The sequence below is a fragment of the Streptomyces cavernicola genome, assembly GCF_029968035.1.
GTDB lineage: Bacteria > Actinomycetota > Actinomycetes > Streptomycetales > Streptomycetaceae > Streptomyces > Streptomyces cavernicola.
Genome location: NZ_JASCIQ010000009.1, coordinates 30,759 through 54,309, shown reverse-complemented (window position 1 = coordinate 54,309; position 23,551 = coordinate 30,759). Strand labels below are relative to the sequence as shown.

At 71.9% G+C, this 23,551-nt stretch carries 18 protein-coding genes; 4 read left to right on the top strand and 14 right to left on the bottom strand.

What is annotated here, in order from left to right; genetic code table 11:
- The first annotated feature begins 45 nt into the window (after positions 1-45).
- Genes ettA through QIS96_RS10645 form a run of 3 tightly spaced genes read left to right on the top strand, consistent with a single transcriptional unit; the run spans position 46 to position 2,823 of the window.
- Positions 46-1,710 carry an energy-dependent translational throttle protein EttA gene (ettA, locus tag QIS96_RS10655; RefSeq protein WP_282542231.1) on the top strand — a complete coding sequence of 555 codons (1,665 nt, stop codon included), beginning with the start codon at positions 46-48 and terminating at the stop codon, positions 1,708-1,710.
- 10 nt (positions 1,711-1,720) lie between these two features.
- Positions 1,721-2,152, top strand: a complete 432-nt coding sequence (locus QIS96_RS10650; protein WP_282542230.1) for an acyl-CoA thioesterase — start codon at positions 1,721-1,723, stop codon at positions 2,150-2,152.
- The gene (locus QIS96_RS10645) at positions 2,149-2,823 is read left to right on the top strand and encodes a serine/threonine-protein kinase (RefSeq protein ID WP_282542229.1); all 675 of its coding nucleotides are present in this window, start codon (positions 2,149-2,151) and stop codon (positions 2,821-2,823) included. Before QIS96_RS10650 ends, QIS96_RS10645 begins: the two co-directional genes overlap by 4 nt.
- A gap of 142 nt (positions 2,824-2,965) precedes the next feature.
- Here QIS96_RS10645 and QIS96_RS10640 read toward each other — a convergent pair whose 3' ends face one another.
- Positions 2,966-3,370 carry a globin gene (locus tag QIS96_RS10640; protein WP_282513338.1) on the bottom strand — a complete coding sequence of 135 codons (405 nt, stop codon included), beginning with the start codon at positions 3,368-3,370 and terminating at the stop codon, positions 2,966-2,968.
- A gap of 127 nt (positions 3,371-3,497) precedes the next feature.
- On the opposite strand from QIS96_RS10640, the gene QIS96_RS10635 reads away from it, so the two are divergent.
- The gene (locus QIS96_RS10635) at positions 3,498-4,571 is read left to right on the top strand and encodes a methyltransferase domain-containing protein (RefSeq protein WP_408907156.1); all 1,074 of its coding nucleotides are present in this window, start codon (positions 3,498-3,500) and stop codon (positions 4,569-4,571) included.
- Between the two features lie 79 nt (positions 4,572-4,650).
- Here the strand turns inward: QIS96_RS10635 and QIS96_RS10630 are convergent, their stop codons facing one another.
- The 13 genes from QIS96_RS10630 to QIS96_RS10570 form a co-directional block, all read right to left on the bottom strand.
- A complete protein-coding gene (locus QIS96_RS10630; RefSeq protein WP_282542228.1) occupies positions 4,651-6,348 on the bottom strand; it encodes an FHA domain-containing protein in 1,698 nt (565 codons plus the stop codon).
- 148 nt (positions 6,349-6,496) lie between these two features.
- Positions 6,497-7,858 (bottom strand): vWA domain-containing protein, encoded by a 1,362-nt coding sequence (locus QIS96_RS10625; RefSeq protein ID WP_282542227.1) that lies wholly within the window; start codon positions 7,856-7,858, stop codon positions 6,497-6,499.
- A 151-nt stretch (positions 7,859-8,009) separates the two neighbouring features.
- On the bottom strand, positions 8,010-9,455 hold the full coding sequence (locus QIS96_RS10620; RefSeq protein WP_282542226.1) for a PP2C family serine/threonine-protein phosphatase: 1,446 nt from the start codon (positions 9,453-9,455) through the stop codon (positions 8,010-8,012).
- A gap of 3 nt (positions 9,456-9,458) precedes the next feature.
- A complete protein-coding gene (locus QIS96_RS10615) occupies positions 9,459-11,969 on the bottom strand; it encodes a serine/threonine-protein kinase (RefSeq protein ID WP_282542225.1) in 2,511 nt (836 codons plus the stop codon).
- The gene (locus tag QIS96_RS10610; protein ID WP_282542224.1) at positions 11,966-13,306 is read right to left on the bottom strand and encodes a coiled-coil domain-containing protein; all 1,341 of its coding nucleotides are present in this window, start codon (positions 13,304-13,306) and stop codon (positions 11,966-11,968) included. The genes QIS96_RS10615 and QIS96_RS10610 overlap by 4 nt, the downstream gene beginning before the upstream one ends.
- Positions 13,307-13,385: 79 nt before the next feature.
- Entirely contained in the window at positions 13,386-14,375 is a 990-nt protein-coding gene (locus tag QIS96_RS10605) for a glutamate ABC transporter substrate-binding protein (RefSeq protein WP_282542223.1), read from the bottom strand.
- A gap of 56 nt (positions 14,376-14,431) precedes the next feature.
- Positions 14,432-15,817, bottom strand: coding sequence for a hypothetical protein (locus QIS96_RS10600; protein ID WP_282542222.1), 1,386 nt, complete (start codon positions 15,815-15,817; stop codon positions 14,432-14,434).
- A 606-nt stretch (positions 15,818-16,423) separates the two neighbouring features.
- A complete protein-coding gene (locus tag QIS96_RS10595; protein WP_282542221.1) occupies positions 16,424-17,437 on the bottom strand; it encodes an N-acetylglucosamine kinase in 1,014 nt (337 codons plus the stop codon).
- Positions 17,428-18,693, bottom strand: a complete 1,266-nt coding sequence (locus QIS96_RS10590) for a 6-phospho-beta-glucosidase (RefSeq protein WP_282542220.1) — start codon at positions 18,691-18,693, stop codon at positions 17,428-17,430. The genes QIS96_RS10595 and QIS96_RS10590 overlap by 10 nt, the downstream gene beginning before the upstream one ends.
- A 40-nt stretch (positions 18,694-18,733) precedes the next feature.
- The gene (locus QIS96_RS10585) at positions 18,734-19,564 is read right to left on the bottom strand and encodes a carbohydrate ABC transporter permease (protein ID WP_282542219.1); all 831 of its coding nucleotides are present in this window, start codon (positions 19,562-19,564) and stop codon (positions 18,734-18,736) included.
- Positions 19,561-20,505 carry a carbohydrate ABC transporter permease gene (locus QIS96_RS10580; protein ID WP_282542218.1) on the bottom strand — a complete coding sequence of 315 codons (945 nt, stop codon included), beginning with the start codon at positions 20,503-20,505 and terminating at the stop codon, positions 19,561-19,563. Before QIS96_RS10580 ends, QIS96_RS10585 begins: the two co-directional genes overlap by 4 nt.
- Positions 20,506-20,522: 17 nt before the next feature.
- Positions 20,523-21,851: an ABC transporter substrate-binding protein gene (locus QIS96_RS10575; protein ID WP_282542217.1), complete on the bottom strand. Its 1,329-nt coding sequence runs from the start codon at positions 21,849-21,851 to the stop codon at positions 20,523-20,525.
- An 82-nt stretch (positions 21,852-21,933) separates the two neighbouring features.
- The gene (locus QIS96_RS10570) at positions 21,934-23,205 is read right to left on the bottom strand and encodes an ROK family transcriptional regulator (RefSeq protein WP_282542216.1); all 1,272 of its coding nucleotides are present in this window, start codon (positions 23,203-23,205) and stop codon (positions 21,934-21,936) included.
- Positions 23,206-23,551: the final 346 nt, after the last annotated feature.

Below are 23,551 nucleotides of genomic sequence, written 5' to 3'. Positions count from 1 at the left end.
GATGGGGTGTATCTGCCCACTTCCAGTTCTGCCGGACGGTTTCTCTTGGCTGAGTACATCTACACGATGCGCAAGACGCGCAAGGCGCACGGCGACAAGGTGATCCTTGACGACGTCACGCTGAGCTTCCTCCCCGGCGCGAAGATCGGTGTGGTCGGTCCGAACGGTGCCGGTAAGTCGACCGTTCTGAAGATCATGGCCGGTCTGGAGCAGCCGTCGAACGGTGACGCGTTCCTCTCGCCCGGTTACAGCGTCGGCATCCTGCTGCAGGAGCCGCCGCTGAACGAGGAGAAGACCGTCCTCGAGAACGTTCAGGAGGGCGTCGCCGAGACCAAGGGCAAGCTCGACCGGTTCAACGAGATCGCCGAGCAGATGGCGACCGAGTACACCGACGAGCTGATGGAGGAGATGGGCAAGCTCCAGGAGGAGCTCGACCACGCCAACGCCTGGGACCTCGACGCCCAGCTCGAGCAGGCCATGGACGCCCTCGGCTGCCCGCCCGGCGACTGGCCGGTCACCAACCTCTCCGGTGGTGAGAAGCGCCGCGTCGCCCTCTGCAAGCTGCTGCTCGAGGCGCCCGACCTGCTCCTCCTCGACGAGCCCACCAACCACCTGGACGCCGAGTCCGTGCAGTGGCTGGAGGCGCACCTCGCCAAGTACGCCGGCACCGTCGTCGCCATCACCCACGACCGGTACTTCCTGGACAACGTCGCGGGCTGGATCCTGGAGCTCGACCGCGGCCGCGCCATCGGCTACGAGGGCAACTACTCCACGTACCTGGAGACCAAGCAGACCCGTCTCAAGGTCGAGGGTCAGAAGGACGCCAAGCGCGCCAAGCGGCTCAAGGAAGAGCTGGAGTGGGTGCGGTCCAACGCCAAGGGGCGGCAGGCCAAGTCCAAGGCGCGTCTTGCGCGTTACGAGGAGATGGCCGCCGAGGCGGACAAGATGCGGAAGCTGGACTTCGAGGAGATCCAGATCCCGCCGGGCCCGCGCCTGGGCAACGTCGTCGTGGAGGTCAACAACCTCACCAAGGGCTTCGGCGAGAAGCTCCTCATCGACGACCTCAGCTTCACCCTGCCGCGCAACGGCATCGTCGGCGTCATCGGCCCGAACGGCGCCGGCAAGACCACGCTGTTCAAGATGATCCAGGGCCTGGAGACCCCCGACTCCGGCCAGATCAAGGTCGGCGACACGGTCAAGATCTCCTACGTCGACCAGTCCCGCGCGAACATCGACCCCAAGAAGACGCTGTGGGCCGTCGTCTCGGACGAGCTGGACTACATCAACGTCGGCCAGGTCGAGATGCCGTCGCGGGCGTATGTCTCCGCGTTCGGCTTCAAGGGCCCGGACCAGCAGAAGCCGGCCGGTGTGCTCTCCGGTGGTGAGCGCAACCGTCTGAACCTCGCGCTCACCCTCAAGCAGGGCGGCAACCTGCTGCTCCTCGACGAGCCGACGAACGACCTGGACGTCGAGACCCTGTCCTCCCTGGAGAACGCGCTCCTCGAGTTCCCGGGCGCCGCGGTGGTCGTCTCCCACGACCGCTGGTTCCTGGACCGCGTCGCGACGCACATCCTGGCGTACGAGGGCGACTCCAAGTGGTTCTGGTTCGAGGGCAACTTCGAGTCGTACGAGAAGAACAAGATCGAGCGGCTCGGTCCGGACGCGGCCCGTCCGCACCGTGCCACGTACAAGAAGCTCACGCGAGGCTGAGGTCGACTCGGTGACCAGGCACATCTACTCCTGCCCGCTGCGCTGGTCGGACATGGACGCCTTCGGGCACGTCAACAATGTGGTGTTCCTCCGGTACTTGGAGGAAGCCCGCATCGACTTCATGTTCCGGCTGGCGCCGGGCGACGGATCGCCCTCGTTCTCCGGGGGCTCCGTCGTGGCGCGGCACGAGATCGACTACGTACGGCCGTTGGTGCACCGGCACGAGCCGGTGACCATCGAGTCGTGGGTGACGAAGATCAGCGCGGCCTCGCTCACGATCGCGTACGAGGTGAAGGACCCCGATCAGGTCTACGTCCGGGCCTCGACGGTCGTCGTGCCCTTCGACCTGGAGGCGCAGCGGCCGCGGCGGATCAGCGCCGAGGAGAAGTCCTTCCTGCAGGAGTACACGGACGACTCGGAGCCGGGGGCGCTTGCCGCATGACGGCTTCGCCGTTGCGTTTCGCCGACGCCGGGGAGGCGGCCGACCTGGCCGCCTTCCTGGCCCGGCTGATCCACTACGACAAGGCGGCGGCCGTACGGCTGCAGGCCGGTGGCGGGGCGCTCGCCGTGTTCGGGCGGCCCCCGTCCTTCGAGGTGCTCGCCATCCGCGCGGCCCGGCTCGCCGAGCCCGCCGAGTTCGATGTGACTGTCTCCGCGGGTGAACTCCTCGAAGGGATCGACGAGTCGGCGGGTACGGCAGCCGTGCCCGCGGCCGTCACCGGACCGCCGTGGACCGGGGTGCTGCCCCCGCGCGGCGGCTGGCAGCAGGTTCCCGGACTGCCGGGGCTCGAAGCGGTGCGCCGGGCCGTCGGCGTCGCGGTCGGTGAATTCCGGGCGCGTACCGAGGAGTTGGACCCGGAGAAGCGCACCCGCGCCGAACTGGACCGCATCGGCCGGGAGATCTGGTCGCGGCCGGTCGGCGACACCGAACTGACGGTACGGGCCGCGCACGCCGCGCAGGCGCTCGGCTTCCTGCGTCCCGCGAGTGGTTCCGGGCCGGGGAGCGAGCCGGCGTTGTTCGCCTCGGGCGCGTGGCTGCGGCTGCGGACGCCGTACGGGTCGATCGCCGTGCGCAGGGCGGGACTTGGGGCGTTGAGCGTTTCGCCGGTCTAGGTCGGCGTTGTCCGTACCTTGCTCTGGTACGAGGCTCGGGACCTGGGGCTAGCCGCCCCAGACCCCGCCTCCATCGCCCTTCGGGCTCGTCCTCAAACTCCCCCAGCCTTCGGCCGGGAGGTGCCCCAGACGGGCTGGATTTTCAGCCCGCCGTGTTCACCATCGACGCAGCCGCGTACGTCAGGTAGTTCCAGAGCGTGTGCTCGTGCTCCTCGGAGAGGTTCAGCTCTTCGACGGCCACTCGCATGTGCTTCAGCCATGCGTCGTGCGCGGCCTGGTCGACCGTGAACGGGGCGTGCCGCATGCGCAGCCGGGGGTGGCCGCGGTTGTCGCTGTAGGTGCGGGGGCCGCCCCAGTACTGCATCAGGAAGAGGGCGAGCCGCTCTTCCGCCGGGCCCAGGTCCTCCTCCGGGTACATCGGCCGAAGCAGCGGGTCCTCGGCGACGCCCTGGTAGAAGCGGTGCACCAGGCGCCGGAAGGTCTCCTCGCCGCCGACCTGCTCGTAAAACGTCTGTTCCTGAAGCGTGCCGCGCGGAATCTCCATCACCGGTCCATCGTCTCAGACGCGGCGGCCGAGGACCCCGGCCCTAGGACTTCCCCTTTCAGATCCCTGCGAGCGGCAGGTCCCCGCAACGGGTCTCGCCTCCCAGGGGATATCGCAGGACAGTGGGGATATGGGATCCGAGCTGCCGCAGGAGACGCCTGCCCGACAGGCCGAGGGCCCCGAGGGCCCCGTGGGCCCCGTGGGCGCCGTGGAGTCCGTCGACGTCGTGCGGGCGGCGGCTGCGGCGCGGGCCGGGCTTGTGCATGTGATCGAGGCGAGCGGCGCCTTCGCGCACGACCCGGCCTGGCGGGAGGCGTTCGCGGAGGTGCCGCGGCATCTGTTCGTGCCGTACTACTTCGTCGGCACGGAGGACGGCTACGAGCGGCTGTGGGGCGAGGATCCCGGTCCGCGGCGGCGGGCGCGCTGGCTGCGCGGGGCGTACGCGGACGAGCCGCTCGCCACGCGGGTGCGCGACGGGGAGTTGATCTCGTCCAGCAGCCAGCCGTCGCTGATGGCACAGATGCTCGCGGAGCTGGACGTACGGGACGGGGACGCGGTTCTGGAGATCGGCGCGGGCACCGGGTACAACGCGGCGCTGCTCGCCCACCGGCTCGGCGACGAGCTGGTCACCACGGTCGATCTGGACCCGGAGATCACGGAGTCCGCGCGCCGGCACCTCGCGGCGGCGGGCCGGCGGCCGACGGTGGTCACCGGCGACGGGGCGCGGGGCTGCCCCGAGCGCGCGCCGTACGACCGGATCATCGCGACTTGCACCCTGGAGACGGTGCCGCCGGAGTGGCTCGGGCAGTGTCGGCCGGGGGCGCGGATCCTGGCGCCGATGGCCACGGGTCTGATCCTGCTCGACGTACAGGATCGGGAGCGGGCGGAGGGGCGGTTCCTGCACACGCCGGCGTACTTCGTGCCGCTGCGCGGCGGTGGCCGGAGCGGGGAGCGGGGCGGGGAGCGGTGGCAGCCCGGCGGCGGGCCGTTCACCGGCGGGCTGCCGCGGCGGGCCCTGCACAGTGAGCTGTTCCGCTTCCTCCTTGAGCTGACCCGGGACGTGCTCGACCCGCACGAGGCGCTCGCGCTCTGGCAGCGTGAGGGACGGCCGGCCAGGGAACGGTTCGGGGTCACGGTGAGCGGTTCGGACGTATGGGCCTGGCTGGATGATCCAACCGGCCCGTACGCCTGGCCGCTGCCGTGACCCCGAACTGACCTTGCGTCACTGCCTGTTCAGCGCTGTTCTCGTTCAGCGCTGGTTCTTTTCCAGCGTCGGCTTTCGTTCAGCCGCGCCGGACGGTGATCGTCGTCCAGGCGCCGACGTGCACACGGTCGCCGTCCTGCAGCGGTACGGGGACGAACGGCTGGATGGGCTCCTCGCCGCCGTTGACCGTGGTGCCGTTGGTGGAGTTCTGGTCGACGACCGCCCAGCTGCCGTCCGGCTGCTGGACCAGGACCGCGTGCTGGTGCGAGACGCCCGGGTCCTCCGGCGGCACCGACAGGTCGATGTCGGGGGTGTCACCGGTGGAGTGGCGGCGGCGGCCGATCGTGATCTGGTTGCCGACCAGCTGGCGCTGCTGCTCCGGGGAGTACGCGGGCAGGTTGAGGCTGGAGGCCTCGGGGCCGCTGCGGTGCATCATCGCCATGAAGTACTCACGGTCGGGGCCGATCGTCGCCGTCCAGCCCGCGGGCGGCGGGGCCTGCCCCGGGAAGCCGGGGCCCTGGCCGGGACCGGGACCCTGGCCCTGCTGACCCGGCATCCCCTGGTCGGGGAAGCCCGCGTCCGGGAAACCCGGGCCGGGCGGCATGCCCTGCTGCGGGAATCCCTGGCTGGGAGTGCCGGGACCGCCGGGCGCGCCAGGTCCGCCCGGTGCACCCGGACCGCCCTGGGGCTGGTCGGGGAAGCCGGGCTGCGGCGGGGCCGGGGCGGGAGCCGGAGGGGCCGGGGGCGCCATGGACTCCTGCGGGGACGGCGGGGCCTGGCCCGACGGCGGCGGGATCATCCAGTCGTCGTTGCCGCCGAAGCTGGGGCCGGGCGGGGAAGCGGGGGTCGGGCCCTGCTGAGGACCGCCCGGGGGACCGCCCTGGGGGCCGCCCATGGAACCCGGGCCGCCCTGCATTCCGGGTCCGCCCTGGGGTGCGTCGGGGAATCCGGGCGGGGTCGGGCCCTGCTGCGGACCGTCCTGCGGGAAGCCGGGAGGCGGACCCTGCTGGGGGCCGCCCTGCGGGCCGGGGCCGCCCATGGAACCCGGGCCGCCCTGCATTCCGGGTCCGCCCTGGGGTGCGTCGGGGAATCCGGGCGGGGGCGGGCCCTGCTGCGGACCGTCCTGCGGGAAGCCGGGAGGCGGGCCCTGCTGAGGACCGCCCTGCGGACCGGGGCCGCCCATCGAACCAGGACCGCCCTGCGACATGTCGGGGAACCCGGGCGGCGGCGGACCCTGCATGCCCTGCATGCCCTGCGGGGCCTGGGTCTGCTGCGGGCCGCCCGGCATCGGCGGAGGCGGCGGGGCCTGCATCGACGGGTCCGGCTGCAGCGGCTCCGCGGGGCGGTTCACCTGCGAGGGACGCGAGCTCGTGTAGTCATCGGCGCCGGAGGGCGGACCGGCGGCCTGGGCGAAGCCGGGCGGCAGGTTCAGACCGGGCGCGGGCGGGGCCGGCGGCGCGGGTGCGAACGAGGTCGCCGTGTTGGTGAGGAAGTTCCACCGGCACTCCTCGCAGAACGGGGCGTTCGCCTCGCGCGGGGTGTTGCACTGCGGGCAGTTCTCCTGCGGGGCTCCGGCGCCGGGCTGCGGGTAGCCGTACCCACCGCCCGGGGCGGGCGGCGGTCCGGACTGCTGCTGCGGGTAGCCGTAACCACCGCCGCCCGGCGGCGGGGGCGGAGGCATCGCACCGGCCGGCGCGCCTGCTCCGGCCATGCGCTGGCCGCAGACCTCGCACCAGTCGTCGGAACCCGACTGGTGTCCGTTCGGGCAGGTCGGCATGTCGGCGCTCCCCCTCTCCTTCTTTCTGATTCCGCTGTCGGTGACAGCCGTGCTGCGCTGCGTCCGCTTCGCCGAGCGGTCCGTCAGGCAATGCGTTCAGTTCTGGTGTTCTGTGCTGTTCGTGCGCTGTTCTCTGCGTGCCGCACGGTCACTGCTCGGTGTGCTGCACGTCCTGCACGTTCTTGACGCGAACCGTCTTGGTCGACCTGGTTTCGAGAGTCATCTCGTCGGCGTCCTCGACCTTCGCTTTCAGTCGCACAGTACCTGTCGCGGCGTCGACGACGTCGACCACCTTCGCAAGGAGTCTGGCCGTATCCGCGTTGCCGGAGCCCGCGGCCAGCTGAACTGCACGGCCGAGCTTGGCCGTTGCTCCGTCCATGTCGCCGGATTTGCGAGCATCGAGCCCTTGTTGGATTACTTGTGCCAGTTCGGCCTGGCCTGTGTAGTGCGCGACCTGGGGGTTGATCGCCGTGGAGGCCGCCATGTCGTCCGTCCACACCGCCCGTACCAGGCCCTGCGAGAGGTTCTGGGTCTCGCCGTCGCCGCGGTCGATCACCAGGGAGACGCGGGCGGCGAGCATCTCGTGGCCGATTCCGGCGGCCGGGACCTCGACGCATACGTGGTAGTCGCGGGACTCGTCGCCCCAGGAGCCGGTGGGGTAGTCGCCCGCGCGAGGGCCGACGGGGGTGCGGCGGTCGGTCAAGTCCTCGACGGTGGGCGCGACTTGCTTCACGTACCGGATCTCCGCGCCCATCGGTGTCCACAGGCGCAGGGCGACGTCGGCGATCTCCTTGCCCATCGCCGTCTCCATCATGTGCGTGAAGTCGGCGGTGAGGCCGGCCGGGTCGGCCACGATGTCGGCCGAGCCGAGCAGGGCCGAGGCGATGCCCGTGACTTCTTTCACTTCCCAGTCGGTGCCGACGCCGCGGGCGTCGCAGGTGAAGCGGCCGGCGCAGGAGTCCAGGGCGGCCTGCAGGTCCTCGGGCGACTCGTGCTCGTTGCGCCCGTCGGTGAGCAGGATGCCGTGGCGTACGGCGGTGTCCGGGACCTCGTCGGAGTTCAGGAGCCGGTCGGCCAGGCGCAGCCAGCTGCCGATGGCGGTACCGCCGCCCGCGGAGAGCCGGCGCAGCACCTGCTTGGCGTCCTCGCGGGTGCCGGCGTCGGCGACGGCGAGGCGGCCGTACCCCGGGTAGACCTCCTTGGCGACGTGGGTGCCGGCGATCACCGAGAAGCGGACGCCGTCGCGCAGCGCGTCGATCGCGGCGGCCGTGGCCTCGCGGGCGCCGCGCATCTTCGTCGGCGGGTAGTCCATCGAGCCGGAGCAGTCCACCATGATCGCCACGGCGGCGTCCGGGCCCGCGGCGCTCGCTGTACGGCCGCCGGTGGTGCCGCCGCCGGTCGACGTCACCGTCACGATGGCGTTGACCTCGCGCCCGCCCTCCGGCAGGTACTCGTTCGAGTAGACCTCTACGTCGAACCGCGGACCCTTCGGCTTCGCGAAATTGGCCATGGAAATGCCTCCCCCTTGCTGATGCCTGGTCGCCCTCGTCAGCCCTGCCGACCCGTGGCCGTGCCGACCCTTGCTTCCCCCCGGTCCCGCGGACGCGGACGCGGCGAGGCGGCGGCACGGAGGCCGCCGCCCGGTCCGCACACGGGACCCGTCAGGCCGAGCCTGCCCCCTGCGGCGCGACCGGGAACGGCAGCACCGCCACTGTTACGTTGTCGTGCCCGCCGCCGTCCAGGGCGTGGCCGACGAGGACCTGGGCGCTGTGCAGCGGGCGGCTGCAGGCGTCGGCGGGCACGGCGGAGGCCATCTCATCGACGCCCTCCGCGTAGTTCCACAGGCCGTCCGTGCACACGACCACCACGCCGGGCCGGTCGGGCTTGAACGACGCGGTGTGCGGCTCCAGTTCGTACGCGTCCGCGCCGAGCCAGCCCGTGATGGCGTGGGCCCGCTCGTCCGCGTACGCCTCCGCCTCGTTCATCAGGCCCGCGGCGACCATCTGCGCCGCCCACGAGTCGTCCTCGGTGAGGCGGGCGGCGGGGACGGAGCGGTCGGCCGGGACCCAGTAGGCCCGCGAGTCGCCGACCCAGCCGACGACGAGCAGGCCGCCCGCGACGACCGAGGCGACGATCGTGCAGGCCGGGGCGTTCTGGTGGTGGGCGTGGTCCGGAACCGGATCGGGCTGATCCGCGAGGGAGTTGACGGCCTCGGACGCGGCGATGATCGCGTCGTGCATGGCCTGCTGCGGGTGGACCTCGCGGGGCAGCGCGGCGAGCAGCGACTCGTTGGCGGCCTGGGCTGCGGCGATCGAGGCCTCGTCGGGGCGGGTCGCGGACGACACCCCGTCGCAGACCACGGCGACGACCGCGGGCGAGCCGTCGGGCAGGGCGGTGGCCGAGACGGCGAACGCGTCCTCGTTGCGGTGGTGGCGCAGGCCGCGGTCGCTCACGGCGGCCACGGCGTCCAACTCCTGCTCCATGTGGTCGCGTTCACGAGGCTGGGCGTGGCCGCAACGCTCGCAGTAGCCGTCCCGGTCGACGCGGCCCGCGCGGCAGGCCACGCAGAGCTTGATGCCGGCCGGGGGAGTGGGGGTGGGCGTGGCCGTGCGCGGGTCGGCCGTGGGGCGGGACGGGGTGGAGGGCTCGTCGAAGTCGCCGAGCTCGTCCGTGCCGTCCGCGCCAGGCCCAGCGGGACCGTCGGACTCGCCGACCGGCGTCTGCGGCATGGGCGCGGCGGAGGCGTCCGAGCTGAACGGGCGCTCTGCGGCCGGGAGTTCGGAGCCGCCCGAGTCGGTGCCCGCGAGGTCGCTCGGCAGATGCACCGGGGCCGGTACGTCCGAACTGTCCACCTCCCGGGCCTCCGGCCACTCGACGGCGTCACCCGGGGCGGCCGGAGCGGCCAGGGCGGCCGGGTCGGTCGGGTCGGCGGCGGGCGGCGTGGACCCGCGGCCGATCGCGATCGTGGGGTGGTCCTGCTGTGCGCGCACGGCCGACAGGTCGTACCCACAGGCTCCGCAGAACAGGTCACCCGACTCCAGCGGCTCGGCGCAGCTGGGGCACGTCGCCCCGGCGACCCCGTCGGTCAGCTGGTGCATCTGCGACATCAATCACACCCACGTCCGGGGGCGGAAACGGTTGGCCCGCTCCACCAGTTCGATCCTTTCGGCGCCGCCTTTGGCGAGCCTGGCGAGCGTCCGGTACGAGCGTTCGAGCCCGAAGCGCAGGCCACGCTCGTCCAGACTGCTGCCGAGCAGCACCGTCCCGCCGGGGCCCTGCGGCGGCGCAGTCGCGCCCCGGCTCCCGGAGAGCACCCAGTCGAGGGCGGTCCCCAGGACCTCGGTCGACAGCTGTTCGCGGCGGACCGCGTCCAGACCGAAGTGCTGCAGCGCCTCGACCTGCCCGGCGGCGGCGGTCAGGTCGTCGAGCAGCGGTTCGTGCACCGCCTGGTCCCGAAGTCGGGCGCGTACGGCGGCGATCCGGGCCGCCGTGAAGTGGATCGACGCCTCCGGAACTGCTTCCAGGGTACGCACCGCCGCGCGCCGGTCGCCCGCGGCCAGCTGCACCCGTGCGAGGCCGAACGCGGCGCTGACATAGCCCGGGTCGGCGGTCCACACCAGGCGGTAGTACTCGGCGGCGTTGTCCAGCTGGTCGAGGACCTCGGCGCAGACGCCCAGGGCCAGCTTGGGCGCGGGCTCGCCGGGGAACGCGTCGTAGACCGCGTCGAAGGAGAGCGCCGCCGTCTCGAAGTCGCCCGTGGTCAGGGCGACCAGGCCGCGGTACCAGATCACCCGCCAGTCGTCCGGGTGACTGTGTTCGAGCTCGTCCAGACAGCGCACCGCGGCGTGCAGCTCGCCCGTCTCCAGGCGGGCCCGCAGCTCGCGCAGGCGCAGCTCGACCGAGGGCGTGGGCGCCGTGTCCAGGGCGGCGATCAGCTCGGCGGGGGCGGAGGCCATCAGGCCCGCGAGGAACCCGGCGTTGGGATCGCCCGCGTCGACCAGGGGAACGGGCAGGGCGAGCGCGGTGGCGGCGGTGTCGAGGGGCCGGACGAGGCGCTCGGGCGCGGGCACGCTCGCAGGGGTCGCGCGACCGGGCACCGCGCGATCCGGCACCGTACGCCCCGGCACCGTGCGCGCCCCGAGCCGTGAGACCTCACCCTCCCGCTCCGCGAACAACTCCGTGTCCGTGACCCGCACTTCGGGCCCGAACAGCGTGGACAGGGCGGGGCGCGGGCGGCCCGACTGGAGCGCGACGACCTCGCGAAGCACGCCCGTGAGCTGCTCGGCCATCTCCTGCGCGGAGGCGAACCGGCGGGCCGGGTCGGGGTCGGTGGCGCGGACCAGGAGGCGGTAGAACGACTCGTACCGCTGGAAGACCTCGATGTTGGCGGGGTCGGGCAGGGAGTCCACGAAGAAGTTCGTGTACCCCTGGAAGTCGAAGGTGAGGACCGCGAGCGTACGCGCGACGGTGTAGAGGTCGGACGCGACGGACGGGCCGAGCTCGGCGACCTCGGGGGCCTGGTACCCGACCGTGCCGTAGATCGCCGACTCGTGGTCGTCGAGGCGGCGCACGGCCCCCATGTCGATCAGCTTCAGCTGGTCCTGCTGCTGGATCGCGTTGTCGACCTTGAAGTCGCAGTACAGGAGATTGCGGCTGTGCAGGTGGCCGAGCGCCTCCAGGGCCTCGATGCCGTACGCGCAGGCCTGCTCGACCGGGAGCGGATCGCGCCGCCCCTGCGGTGTGCGGCGCTCGTTGGCGATCTCCTTGAGGGACTTGCCGCCGACGTACTCCATCACTATGTATCCGTCGAGGGAGCCCGTGCGCTGGTCCAGGTGCTCGACGAAGTTGTAGATCCGGACGATGTTGGAGTGCTCGATCTCGGCCAGGAAGCGGCGCTCGGAGATCGCGGCGGCCATCGCGTCCTGGTCGCCCGTGTCGAGCAGGCCCTTCAGGACCACCCAACGGTCGGACACCGCACGGTCGATGGCCAGATAGATCCAGCCGAGCCCGCCGTGCGCGAGGCAGCCCACCACCTCGTACTGCCCGTGCACGATGTCGCCGGAGCGGAGCTTCGGCACGAACGAGTACGGGTGGCCGCACTTGGTGCAGAAGCCTTCCGTACGACCGGGGCGTTCGCCGCGCGAGCGGCCCACCGGGGCCCCGCAGTCCGAGCGGGAGCAGAACCGCTTCCGCTCGGGGACCTCCGGGCGCTCCTGCACCATCGCGCGCGGGTCGGGCCGCGGCACCTGCGGCACCTCGACCAGGCCCACGCCGAGCCGGCCGCGGCCCGAGGACCCGGACTGGGCGCCCGAACTGCGCACGGACACCGAGCGGTTGGTGGCGGGCCCGGACAGGGAGCGGCTCAGCCGGCCCGACACCGAGCGGCGCGAGGTGGACGACCGGGACGAGCGGGTGGAGCGCGTGGACGTGCTGCCGCGCGCGGCCGTGGTCAGGCCCGTCGGCGCGGACGCCACCATGCCGTTGGGGGCAACGACGGGAGCCAGCCCGCAGACGTCGCAGTACAGCTCGCCGCCGCCCATGTCCTCGTAGGCGCCCTCGCAGTCGGGGCGTTGGCAGGCTCTGCGCTCCGTGCTCACCGGTTCCTCTTCACTGCCGGTCATCGGTCCCCCCTGCCGTCCTCGGGCGTGTGCTGCTGCGGTACGCGGCCGGAGAGGACCTCCGCCACCGCGTGCTGGTAGCGCAGCACCGCGTCCCCGGCGACGCGCAGGTCGCAGGGCGCGCTCCACAGCATGCGGCGGGCCGCGTCGTACCGCTCGATGAGCAGCGGGTCCTCGGCCGCGCCGTGCCGGGCGACCTTCGCCTTGTACGCGTCGAGGCGGCCGCGCAGCTCCGCGCGGACCGCCAGCGGGGCGGTGACCGCCGTCAACGACTCGCGGGCGCGCAGGAGTTCGTCCTCCGCCTGCTGCTCCAGGGCCTCCAGGAGCGGGGAGAGGCGGTGCCACTGGCCGTGTCTGCGGTAGTCGGCGGCGGCCGCGAGCTGTTCGTGCAGGGCCGTGGGCGGGCCGCTGACGGCGGGCACCTCCGTCGCGGCGATCTTGGCGAGCACCTCACCGCGGGCCGTCCGCGCCTCGGCCAGGGTGCGGTCGGCGCGGGACAGCACGTCCCGCAGCCGCCCGAGGCGCGCCTCGGCGTCCTGGCGGACGGTGAGCACCGCGTCGATCTCGCGGCGCACGTCCTCCAGGGCGCGCGCCTCGCAGTCGTACCGCTCGGTGTCCGGGCGGCCGCCGCCGGGGGCCGAACTGCCGCTCGCGGCGCGCCAGAAGGCCAGCGGGTCGGAGATCACCTGGGCGCGCAGCTCCGTCAACTCCCGGGTGATCCGCTCCAGATCGTCACCCGCCGGGTGCTCCCCGGGGCGTACGCCGACGGAGGCGGCGAGCGTGCGCGTGCGGTGCAGCTCGGCGGCGAGGAGGTCTATCCGGGCGGGCAGCGCGGACCAGACGGCGTCGGCGGCGACGACCACGTCCAGGGACGAGGCGTACAACTCGTTCATCCGCTCGACCAGTTCGGCGAGCGTGAACTCCTCGGTGAGCCGGGCAGGGCCGGTCAGGGACTCCGGGGCGCCGGTGGCGGGCGGCCCCGCGGAGACGGTGACGGAGCGGCCACGGAGGAGTTCGGTGAGCTCGACCAGGTCCTCGCGGCTCGACCAGCGTCTGCGGGCGCGCAGCTCACGGGCGTGCGTCAGCGTCGCGGTGTACGCGTCGAAGTACGCCCACAGGCGGGTGACGGCCGCGTCGGCGGCGGCCCAGCGGTCCGCGGTGACGCCGGTCAGCTCGGCGCCCTCCAGGAGTCTGCGGCCCGCGTGGTCCTGCAGGGCGAGCAGGGAGGTCTCCACGGCCTCGTGCTCGGTGCCGAGCCGGGCCAGGGCGCGGTCCACCTCGTCCCTGTCCATGGCGGGTACGGGTACGGGTCCGGGTCCTGCTGGTCCCGCGACGCCCATCGATCACCTCTCGCTGTGCCGGTTCCTGCCGGTTCGGTCCGCTGCTCTTACGTTTCCTACGTTGCCAGGCTCGCCGTGTTCAGTCCTCGCGGTACTTCGGCTTCGGTGGTCCGTCGACGTTCTTCAGGTCGTCCGCGAGCCACTTCTCGTACGCCTTGCCCCAGTCGCTCTCGCGGTAGTCGACGAGGACCTGGTTGACCCGGCGGACCAGGTCCGGCGACTCCTTGCTCATCGCCACGCCGTAGTACTCGGTGGTGAAGGGCTCGCCGACCAGCTTCACCGTGGGGTCCTGCGCGGCCTGGCCGGCCGCGAGCGCGCTGTCGGTCACCACCGCGTCCACCTCGCCCAGCTGCAGCCGTACCAGGCAGTCGAGTTGGTTGGGCACCTTGGTGGAGACATCGGCCCCGAAGGACTGCCGCTCAAGCTCGCTCTCGGCCGTCGAACCCGTGGCCGTGCACAGGCGCTTGCCCTTCAGCGAGGCGTCGTAGCCCTTGATCTCCGAGTCGTTGGGGACGAGGAGCTGCTGCCCGGTCTCGAAGTACGCCGTGGAGAACGCGACCTCCTTGAGGCGCTCGCAGGTGATCGTCATCGTCCGCACCACCATGTCGACCTGGCCGGACTCGATCGCCTGCACCCGCTGGTTGGTGGGCACCGCGCGGTACACCACCGCGTCCGGGTCGCCGAGCAAGGCGTCCGCGATGGCCCGCACCAGGTCGATGTCGAAGCCCTCCAGATCGCCGGTGGAGGGGTTGCGGTACCCCCAGCGGTAGCTGTTCTGGTCGACGCCGACGATCAGTTTGTTCGGCTTGTCCTTGCGCTCCTTGATCTCCTTGACCGTGGCGCCCTCGTCCTTGCTGGGGCGCAGGCTGCGCACCGCCGACTCGGGCGTGCAGTTGTCGGCCGCGGCGGGCCGGGTCACACCGAGTCCCGGGCCGCCCGTGCCGATGGGGCCCTCCGGGCCCGAGCGGGACAGCGGGAGCAGCGTGAACAGGGCCGTCAGGACGCAGGCGAGCGCCATCGTGGCCACTCCGCCCCAACCGCGCAGCGCGCTGCGCTGCTTGCGGGTCATGTCGCCTCCTCGCCTCGGTCGCGTCCCGCTCGGCGGGGGCGTCGCCCTCGTCTGTCTCATCGGTACTCCGAAAGCCTGCGGCCGATGCCGAGGACCGCGCCCGCGGCGCCGAGCACCGCGACCGCCGCCGCCCCGACGGGGAGTCCCGTCATCGCGCCGCGGCCGTCCTCGGCGGCTCCCCTGAAGTCCTGCTGTTCATGCTCGACGGCCTCCTCCAGGGCCTTGTCGGCCCGGTCGAAGGACTCGCCGGTCGCGTCGTCGTCGCCTATCACGCGGTCGAGCGCCTTCTCGTAGTCCCCCTGCGTGTCCGCTTCGCGGGCGGCCTCGTGGCGCTGCTGCCACTCCTCGACGGCCGCCATCGCCTTCTCGACGGGCGCCCGGCCGGTCTCGTCGTCGGCGTGGTGCAGGGCCTCCCCGAGCGTGCCCATGCCGGCGCGGTCCACGCCGCCGTCGCCCAACTCCCGCATTCTCGCGCGGTAGTCCACGTCGTACTTGTCCTGCCCGGCGTTCGGGCGGCCGTCGTCCGGGACCGTGACCGCGCCGCGCGCCACCAGCGTCAGGTTCTCGTTGCTGCGGGCCTGGAGGGTGCTGATCCGGGCGTCGTTGAGGACGTTGAGCGAGCGGATGCCGTGGTCGTACGAGTCGCCGAGCGCGGTGAAGGCGAGGGTGTGCCCGGCGAGCAGCCACAGCAGGACGGCGGCGGCCGTGCCGGTCGCGGTGACCAGGCCCAGGTTGAACACCCGGTTCGTCCTGCGGTAGTTGCGGCGCTGGGCCCACACCAGGGCGGCGAGGGCGAGCAGGCCGAGGGCTATCGCCGCCCACGGGTACGACTTCGCCGCGTCGTAGTCGGCGCCCAGGCGTTCCTTCTCCGCGTCGTAGAGCTCCTTCGCAGCGGGGAGCATCTCCGTCTGCATCAGGTCGTTCGCATTGCGCAGGTATGCCCCGCCGAGCGGGAGGCCCTGGCGGTTGTACGTACGCGCCGTCTCTATGCGCTCGGCGTACTCGGGGAGGAGGGCGTTGAGCTTCGCTATCTCGGCGCTCGCGGTGCCGGAGCCCTTGCTGTTGGCGGCGGCGGTGGTGAGTTTGCGGGCCGCCGTCGCGATGTCGTCCTCGTACCGATCGCGGACGGCCGGGGGCTCCTGGCCCTCGGCGAGGAAGCCGCTCGCTGCGGCCGTGTTGGCGTCGGCCAGCGAGACGTAGATCGCGGCGGCGTCGGAGGTGAGGGGCTGGCTGCGCTCGATGACGTCGTCGGCGGCGGCCGCGCGCTCGGAGGTCTGCCAGGCGGTGACGGCGCCGAACGCGACGACCAGCAGGGCGAGTAAGGCGCCGATGATGCGGAGCCTGCCGGGCTCGGTCGTCGCCGCGGCGCGCAGCTGCTCCGCGCCTTCGGCGAAGGCGGTGCGGCGGCGTGGTGCGGCGCTGCCGCTGTGTGGGTCTGTCACCTCTCGACCTCCCCCGTGGTCATCCGACGGTCACCGCTCCCCAGGCCGTCCAGTATGACCGCAGGCACTGACAACGGCGCGAGTCTTTCTTGGATCTTGTTCGTACGGGTGGGGTTGGTGGGGCCTCGGCTTGTCCTTGTACACGTGTGGGGGGATTGTTCGGTTCCCGGGGGCCGCCAACTCCGGGTGGGGGTTGGTGAGTTCGGGTTGCGGCGCCTTGTTCCTCTTCCCCACCCCGCCCCTTCCCGAAGTCCTCGCCGGACGGCTACGGGGCCTGCACCCCCGCCCCCACTCCGGGGCTGCCGCCCCTGGTCCCCGCCGTCGATCGACTGCCCCGCCGTCGTGGCCGATCGCGCAGTTCCCCGCGCCCCTGACGGGGCCCGTGTCGCCGACCGAATTCAGCCCCTCCGGCGTTTGAGATGAGGGAGGGGGCCGGGGCGGAGCCCCGGAATAGGGGCGCGGGGAACTGCGCGACCAGCCACAGCGGCGCGGCAGCCGAAAGACAAGCCGGGGTACGGGGCGGAGCCCCGAAGCGGGGTTCAGGGGCGGGAGCCCCGGGAGCGGGGGGCTGGGGGCGGGAGCCCCCGGAGCTGGCCGCTGAGGACTTCAGGGGAGGGGCGGGGTGGGGGAAGCGTAGTGGGCTCGCAGGCGGGCGTGGGCCGGGCCCTCCGTACCCGCTCGGTCGAGGCCCAGGAGCGCCGCGCCGAGGACCGGGCGGGCGGTCACGACCAGGGGTGCCGCCCTGGGGGCGCGGGACGCGAGGCGGGCACGGATGCCCGCGTCCAGGTCGGCGTGGGTCGCTGCCAGGACCGAGCCGCCGAGCAGGACCGGGACCTCCGCGTCAAGCAGGTCGAGTCGGTCCAGGGCGACCGCGGCCATCGCCACGACCTCGTCCGCGAGCCGGTCGACCAGGGACCGGGCCACCCCGTCCCCGCCCGCCGCCGTGGCGAAGAGCACGGGGGCCAGCTCGTGCCGCCGCACCGCCTCGATCCGGCCCAGGTGCAGGGCCTCGATCAGCGCGGCCATGTCGGGCAGACCGAAGTGCCGGGGCAGGGTGCGGGCCAGTTCCGTGGGCCCGCCCCGCCCGTCCGCCGCGCGGGCCGCGTGCCACAGGGCCTCCTCCGCCAGGCCCCAACCCCCGCCCCAGTCCCCGGAGATGCGCCCGATCGCGGGGAAGCGGGCGGTGCGGCCGTCCGGGGTGAGGCCCACGCAGTTGATGCCCGCCCCGCACACCACGGCCACCCCGAGCGGCGGCGCCCCGGCGGGCAGTCCGGCGCGCAGGATCGCGAAGGTGTCGTTGCGCACGTCGACCGTGCGCCCCCACCCCCGTGCCCGCAGCGCCTCCGCCAACTCCTGCTCCTCGACCGGCAGATCGGCGTTGGCCAGGCAGGCCGACACATGGGCCACCCGGTCGAGTCCCGCCTCGGCGAGCGCCCGTACGACAGTGTCCGCGAGCGTGTCGACGGCCTGCCGCACGCCGACGCGCGGCGGCTGGAAGCCCGCGCCGCGCGCCGTGCCCGCCACCCGGCCGTCGGCCGCGACCACCGCCACGTCGGTCTTGCTGTTGCCCGCGTCGATCGCGAGCACGGCCCCGCTGGTGTCCGCCACGGTCACGCCCACGCGAGGTGCTCCCGGTTGTGGGCGAGCAGCCGGTCGGTGAGCGTGTCGGCGTACGCGTACTGCCCGATCAGCGGGTGGGCGAGGAGCGCCTTGAAGACGCGGTCGCGGCCGCCGCGCAGGGCCGCTTCGAGGGCGAGTTCCTCGTACGCGAAGACGCTCGCGATCAACCCCCGTTGCAGCGGGTCGAGTTCGGGCACGGGCAGCGGGTCGGCGCCGTGCGCGTCGACGCGGGCCTGCACCTCGATCACCGCGTCGTCCGGCAGGAACGGCAGCGTGCCGCCGTTGCGCACGTTGACCACCTGGTACGGGCTTCCCCCGGTGCCGATGAGCGAGGCGGTGAGGTCGACGGCGGCCTCGGAGTAGAACGCGCCGCCCCGCTTCGCGAGCAGCGCGGGCTTCTCGTCGAGCGCCGGGTCGGCGTAGAGGCCGAGCAATTCGCGTTCCATGGCGGCTACTTCGGCGGCCCTGGACGGTTTGGTGGTCATTTCGCGTACGACCTCGTCGTGCGCGTAGTAGTAGCGCAGGTAGTACGAGGGGATGACGCCCAGGCGGTCCAGGGCGGCGCGGGGGAGGCGGAGGGAGTCGGCGATCTCGTCGCCGCTCTCGGCGAGCAGGCGCGGCAGCACGTCCGCACCCTCGGGGCCGCCGAGGCGTACGCCGTTCTCCCAGGTGAGGTGGTTGAGGCCGACGTGGTTCAGGAAGACCTGCGACGGGTCGACGTCGAGCGTCGCGGCGAAGCGGCGCTGGAAGCCGATCGCGACGTTGCACAGGCCGACCGCCTTGTGCCCGGCCTGGAGCAGGGCGCGGGTGACGATGCCGACGGGGTTGGTGAAGTCGACGATCCACGCGTCCGGGTTGGCGCGGCGGACCCGTTCGGCGATGTCGAGGACCACGGGCACGGTGCGCAGCGCCTTGGCGAGCCCGCCCGCGCCGGTGGTCTCCTGGCCGACGCAGCCGCAGTCCAGGGGCCAGGTCTCGTCCTGTTCGCGGGCCGCCTGGCCGCCGACGCGCAGCTGGAGCAGCACGGCGTCGGCGCCGTCGACGGCCGCGTCCAGGTCGGCGGTGGTGGTGACGCGGCCGTCGTGGCCCTGCTTGGCGAAGATCCGGCGGGCAAGGGGGCCGACCAGGTCGAGGCGGTCGGCGGCCGGGTCGACGAGGACGAGTTCCTCGACGGGCAGCACGTCCCTGAGCCGGGCGAAGCCGTCGACGAGTTCGGGCGTATAGGTGGAACCGCCGCCGACTACTGCGAGTTTCATGGGAGTTGACCTTTCTCGTACGGGATTGAGGCCCGTCCGCTCAGCCTTTGACGCCGGTCAGGGTGACGCCCTCGACGAAAGCCTTCTGGGCGAAGAAGAACAGGACGATGACGGGGGCCATGACGAGGACGGTCGCGGCCATGGTGAGATTCCAGTCGGTGTGGTGGGCGCCCTTGAACGATTCGAGTCCGTAACTCAGCGTCCAGGCCGCGGGGTTCTCGGAGGCGTAGATCTGCGGTCCGAAGTAGTCGTTCCAGCAGTAGAAGAACTGGAAGAGGGCCACGGCCGCGATGCCCGGCTTCGCCATCGGCAGGACGACCTTGAGGAGCGTACGGAGTTCGCCGCAGCCGTCCACGCGCGCCGCGTCCAGGTATTCGTCCGGGATGGTCAGCAGGAACTGCCGGAGCAGGAAGATGGAGAACGCGTCCCCGAAGGCCATCGGGATGATCAGCGGCCAGAGCGTCCCGCCGAGGTCCAGCTGTTTCACCCAGAACAGGTACATCGGAATGATCACGACCTGCGGCGGCAGCATCATCATCGAGACGACGAGCATCAGGGAGAGCCGCCGGCCGCGGAAGCGGAACCTGGCGAGGGCGTACGCCACGGGAATCGAGCTGAGCACGGTGAGCAGCGTGCCGAGGCCCGCGTAAAGGAGCGAGTTCTTCCACCAGGTGAGGAATCCGGGGGTGTCGAAGACCTTGGCGTAATTGCCGAACTCCCAGGTGTCCGGGGTGAGATCGCGGGTCAGGGCCTGCTGGTCGCTCATCAGCGAGGTGAGCAGCACGAAGACGAACGGAAGCAGGAAGAACAGGGCCGCGGCGACCCCGAGCGCATGCACGCCGACCCAGCGGAGCAGTGCGGTCCGGTTCATCGCTCACCTGCCCCGACGAGTCCGCCGCTGCGCCGCATGAGGAGGGCGGTGCAGGCCATGGCGAGGGCGAAGAGGACCAGGGCGACGACACAGGCGGAGCCGTAGTCGAAGCGCTGGAAGCCGAGGTTGTAGACGACCTGGGGAAGGGTGAGCGTGGATTTCTCCGGATATCCCGGCTCGAACTGCTGGCCGCTGCCGCCGATGATCCCGGAGGCCACTTTGGAGGCGACGATCGGCTGTGTGTAGTACTGCATCGTCTGGATCACTCCGGTGACGACGGCGAAAAGCACGATCGGCGAGATGTTCGGCAGCGTCACGAAGCGGAACCGCTGCCAGGAGTTCGCCCCGTCCAGTTCGGCCGCCTCGTACTGCTCTTTCGGTACGTCGAGGAGCGCGGCCATGAAGATGACCATCAGGTCGCCCACACCCCAGACGGCGAGCATGGTCAGGGCGGGTTTCGACCAGCCCGGTTCGGTGAACCAGCCGGGCGCCGTGAGGCCCATTCCCTCCAGGGCGCTGTTGACCGGTCCGGTGCCCGGATTGAGCAGGAAGACGAAGGCCAGGGTGGCGGCGACCGGCGGTGCGAGATACGGCAGATAGAAGAGGGTGCGGAACACGCCCGCACCGGTTCTGATCTTCGTGATGAGCAGCCCGACGCCGAGCCCGAACGCCACCCGGCAGGTCACCATCACCAGGACCAGCCACAGCGTGTTCCGCAGGGCCGGCCAGAACATGGTGTAACTGCCGAGGACATAACGCCAGTTGGCGGTCGAGTTCCAGGTGGGCGCCCCGAAGCCGTCGTACTTCATGAACGAGAAATAGACGGTCGACACCAGCGGATAGGCGAAGAAGACGGCGAAGCCGATCAGCCAGGGCGAGAGGAACGCCGCCGTGCGCAGCGCCGACCTCCTGCGCTTCGCGCGCAGCGTGTATGCGGTCATGTGCCGTGTTCCCCGGGCTACTTGGCCTGTGCGATATCGGTGTCGATCTCCCGGGCGGTCCGCTCAAGGCCCGCCTGAATGTCCCGCACGGCGCCCTTCTCGACCTCGTATCCGAAGTTCTGCAGCGACATCTGGTAGGTGATGCCGTTGATCGCGCCGTCACTGGTGTTGGAGTCCGGGTGCCGGGCGATGTCCAGGAAGGTCTTGAAGCGCGGGTCGAACTTCAGCTTCGGAGAATCGAGGGCGGCTCTGGTGGACGGCACGTTCTTGATGGCGTTGGCGAACTGCACGACCGCCTCGGTGTCCGTGGTCATGTACTTCAGCAGCTCCCAGGCGGCGTTCTGCTTCTCGCTCGCCGGGGCGATCCCCATGATGGTCCCCGAGAGATAGCCCTTCCCGTAGCTGTCGATCTGGTCCTTCGGAACGGGCAGCGGGGCGACGCCGATCTCGAATCCGGGCTTCGTCGCCTCGGCCATGCCGAGCCGCCATTCGCCGTCCAGCTGCATCGCCACCTGGCCGGTGTGGAAGGGGTGCTTGGCGCCCCATTCGTCGCCGAAGGTCTTCTGGTACTTCTCCAACGCGGCGTACCCGCCGAGCTTCTTCACCAGGTTCCGCTGCCAGGTGTACATCGCCCTGAAGGACGGGTCCTTCGCGATGTTCGACTTTCCGTCCTTCGTGAAGTACGTGGGGCTCCACTGCGAGAGGTAGTGCGAGGGCACGGTCTCGTAGCCGTGGTAGTTCGGCATGAACCCGAGCTGTTCGTAGCCGTCGCCCTTGCGCTCGGTCAGTTTCACGGCGACCTCGTCGAACTCCTCCCAGGTCCTGGGCGGTTCCTCGATTCCGGCCTTGTGGAAAGCGTCCTTGTTGTAGTAGAGGCCGTACGCATCGCTGAGCAGCGGAAGAGCGCAGCGCTTGCCCTCGAACCGGGTGTAGTCGAGAAGCGGTTTCGAGAAGGTCTTCTTCAGATTCAGGCCCGACTTCTCGATGAACGGGCCCAGGTCGGCGAAGGCGCCGGACGAGCAGAACTTCCCGACGTTGGCCGTGGTGAACGACGACACCACGTCCGGGCCCTTCGAACCGCCCGCGCGCAAAGCCTGGTTGAGCTTTTCGTCATTGATCCCGCCGACCGCTTTCACGGTGATGTTCGGGTGCTTTTCCTCGAACCGCGCGATGTTCTCCTCGATGGCCTTCACCTCGGACGGCGCGGTCCAGCCGTGCCAGAACGTGAGGGTGGCCCTCGCCTTCGGATCGTCGCTCGCACCTGTTTCCGTGGAACCCACGCAGGCGGTCGCGAGGACCGATATCGCGAGGACGGGCACGGCGAGACGGAACCTGTTTCTGCGCATGACGATGTCTCCCTCGGCGGGGGCAGGGGCGGACCTTGCTGATGTCGTGCGAGTGGAACGGGTCGTACCGGTGCTGCGGGGCTCAGCGGGCCGAGGTGTCGAAGACCTCGTCGCGGGTGACGGCGAGCGCGCTCTCCAACGCGCCGCGCAGCACGGGCTGTTCGGTCACCTCGCCGAGGACGAGCCGGGGCCGGGACGCGGCAAGGTCGGCGAGCTCGGACTGGATCAGGGCGCGCAGCGGTTCCCCGCCCGCGCAGGCCACGCCGCCGGAGAGGACCACGAGCCCGGGGTCGAGCACCGCGACGACGGCCGCGAGACCGGTGGCGGTCCGCTGCGCGGTCTGCCGCAGCAGGTCGAGAAGGGCCTCGTCACCGGCCTCCGCCTCGCCGGCCTCGGCCCGCTCGGCGGCCGCCGCGGCGCGCGTGAGGAGTGCGGCGGCGGTCTCCGCGTACGGCTGCTCCGCGGTGTCGATGCCGAGGGACTTGGCGATCCTGGGCACCGCCTGTGCGCCGGCCAGCTCCTGGAAGCCGCCGCTGTTGGCCTTCGCGACCTGCCGTACGAGCGGGGTGCCCGGCACCGGCAGGAAGCCGATCTCGCCCGCGCCGCCGGTCCAACCCCGGTGCAGCCGGCCGCCGATGACGAGGGCGGCGCCGATGCCCTCCTGGTTCCAGAGCAGCACGAAGTCCCGGTCCTCGCGGGCGGCGCCGACGCGCTGCTCGGCGACGGCGGCGAGGTTCACGTCGTTCTCGTACTCGACGGGCATCGGCAGGGCCGCGGCCAGCTCGTCGAGGAGCGCGGGGGAGTGCCAGCCCGGCAGGTGGCTCGCGTACCGGAGCCGGCCGGTGTTCGGGTCGAAGGCGCCCGGCGTGCCGATCACCACGCGGTGCAGCTCGGCGCGGGTCAGTCCGGCGTCCTTCGCGGCGCCGTCGACCGAGGCGAGGACCTGGCGCGCGACCTCGTCGGGGGTGCCGCCGCGGCCCGGGGTGCGCAGCTCGAAGCGGCCGGCCTCGGCGCCGGTGATGTCGGCGACGGCGGCGAGGATGCGCTCGGGCGTGACGTCGAGGGCGGCGACGTGCGCGGCGGCGGCGTTCACCGCGTACAGCTGGGCGTTGGGGCCCGGACGGCCCTCGCTCGTGCCGGTCGCGACGACCAGGCCTGCGGCTTCGAGGCGGGCGAGCAGTTGGGAGGCGGTGGGTTTGGAGAGGCCGGTCAGCTTGCCGATGCGGGTGCGGGAGAGGGGGCCGTGGGCGAGCAGCAGGTCGAGCGCCGCCCGGTCGTTCATCGCCCGCAGCACCCGCGGTGTTCCCGGTGTGCCGGGGGGCGTGCCGGGTGTCGTGGGGGGAGTCCCCGCCATGCCGTGCTCCTCCGTACGCAGGACCCGTACCGGCCCCGTACTGTTAGGAATGTTTCCTATTGGGTGTGAGGAACCTAGCAGCGGGCGTCGGGGGGACGTCAAGGGGGCGGGCGCGGGTGAGCCGGCTGTTCTTTCCCCACCCCGCCCCTTCCCGAAAGTCCTGCCGGACGGGCCTCCTCAAACGCCGGAGGGGCTGGATTTGGGCGGCGATACGGGCCCCGACAGGGGCGCGGGGCGCGGGGAACTGCGCGATCAGCCACGGTGGTGGAGCAGCCGAAAGACAGCCGGGGTACGGGGCGAAGCCCCGAAGCGGGGTCCGGGGCGGCAACGCCCCGAAGCCGACCGC

Bases quoted from the DNA above. Each gene is read 5' to 3' on its own strand.
- QIS96_RS10645 (WP_282542229.1), top strand. From the start codon at position 2,149: ATGACGGCTTCGCCGTTGCGTTTCGCCGACGCCGGGGAGGCGGCCGAC.
- QIS96_RS10635 (WP_408907156.1), top strand. From the start codon at position 3,498: ATGGGATCCGAGCTGCCGCAGGAGACGCCTGCCCGACAGGCCGAGGGC.
- QIS96_RS10630 (WP_282542228.1), bottom strand. From the start codon at position 6,348: ATGCCGACCTGCCCGAACGGACACCAGTCGGGTTCCGACGACTGGTGC.
- QIS96_RS10625 (WP_282542227.1), bottom strand. From the start codon at position 7,858: ATGGCCAATTTCGCGAAGCCGAAGGGTCCGCGGTTCGACGTAGAGGTC.
- QIS96_RS10620 (WP_282542226.1), bottom strand. From the start codon at position 9,455: ATGTCGCAGATGCACCAGCTGACCGACGGGGTCGCCGGGGCGACGTGC.
- QIS96_RS10615 (WP_282542225.1), bottom strand. From the start codon at position 11,969: ATGACCGGCAGTGAAGAGGAACCGGTGAGCACGGAGCGCAGAGCCTGC.
- QIS96_RS10610 (WP_282542224.1), bottom strand. From the start codon at position 13,306: ATGGGCGTCGCGGGACCAGCAGGACCCGGACCCGTACCCGTACCCGCC.
- QIS96_RS10605 (WP_282542223.1), bottom strand. From the start codon at position 14,375: ATGACCCGCAAGCAGCGCAGCGCGCTGCGCGGTTGGGGCGGAGTGGCC.
- QIS96_RS10590 (WP_282542220.1), bottom strand. From the start codon at position 18,693: ATGAAACTCGCAGTAGTCGGCGGCGGTTCCACCTATACGCCCGAACTC.
- QIS96_RS10585 (WP_282542219.1), bottom strand. From the start codon at position 19,564: ATGAACCGGACCGCACTGCTCCGCTGGGTCGGCGTGCATGCGCTCGGG.
- QIS96_RS10580 (WP_282542218.1), bottom strand. From the start codon at position 20,505: ATGACCGCATACACGCTGCGCGCGAAGCGCAGGAGGTCGGCGCTGCGC.
- QIS96_RS10575 (WP_282542217.1), bottom strand. From the start codon at position 21,851: ATGCGCAGAAACAGGTTCCGTCTCGCCGTGCCCGTCCTCGCGATATCG.
- QIS96_RS10570 (WP_282542216.1), bottom strand. From the start codon at position 23,205: ATGGCGGGGACTCCCCCCACGACACCCGGCACGCCCCCCGGCACACCG.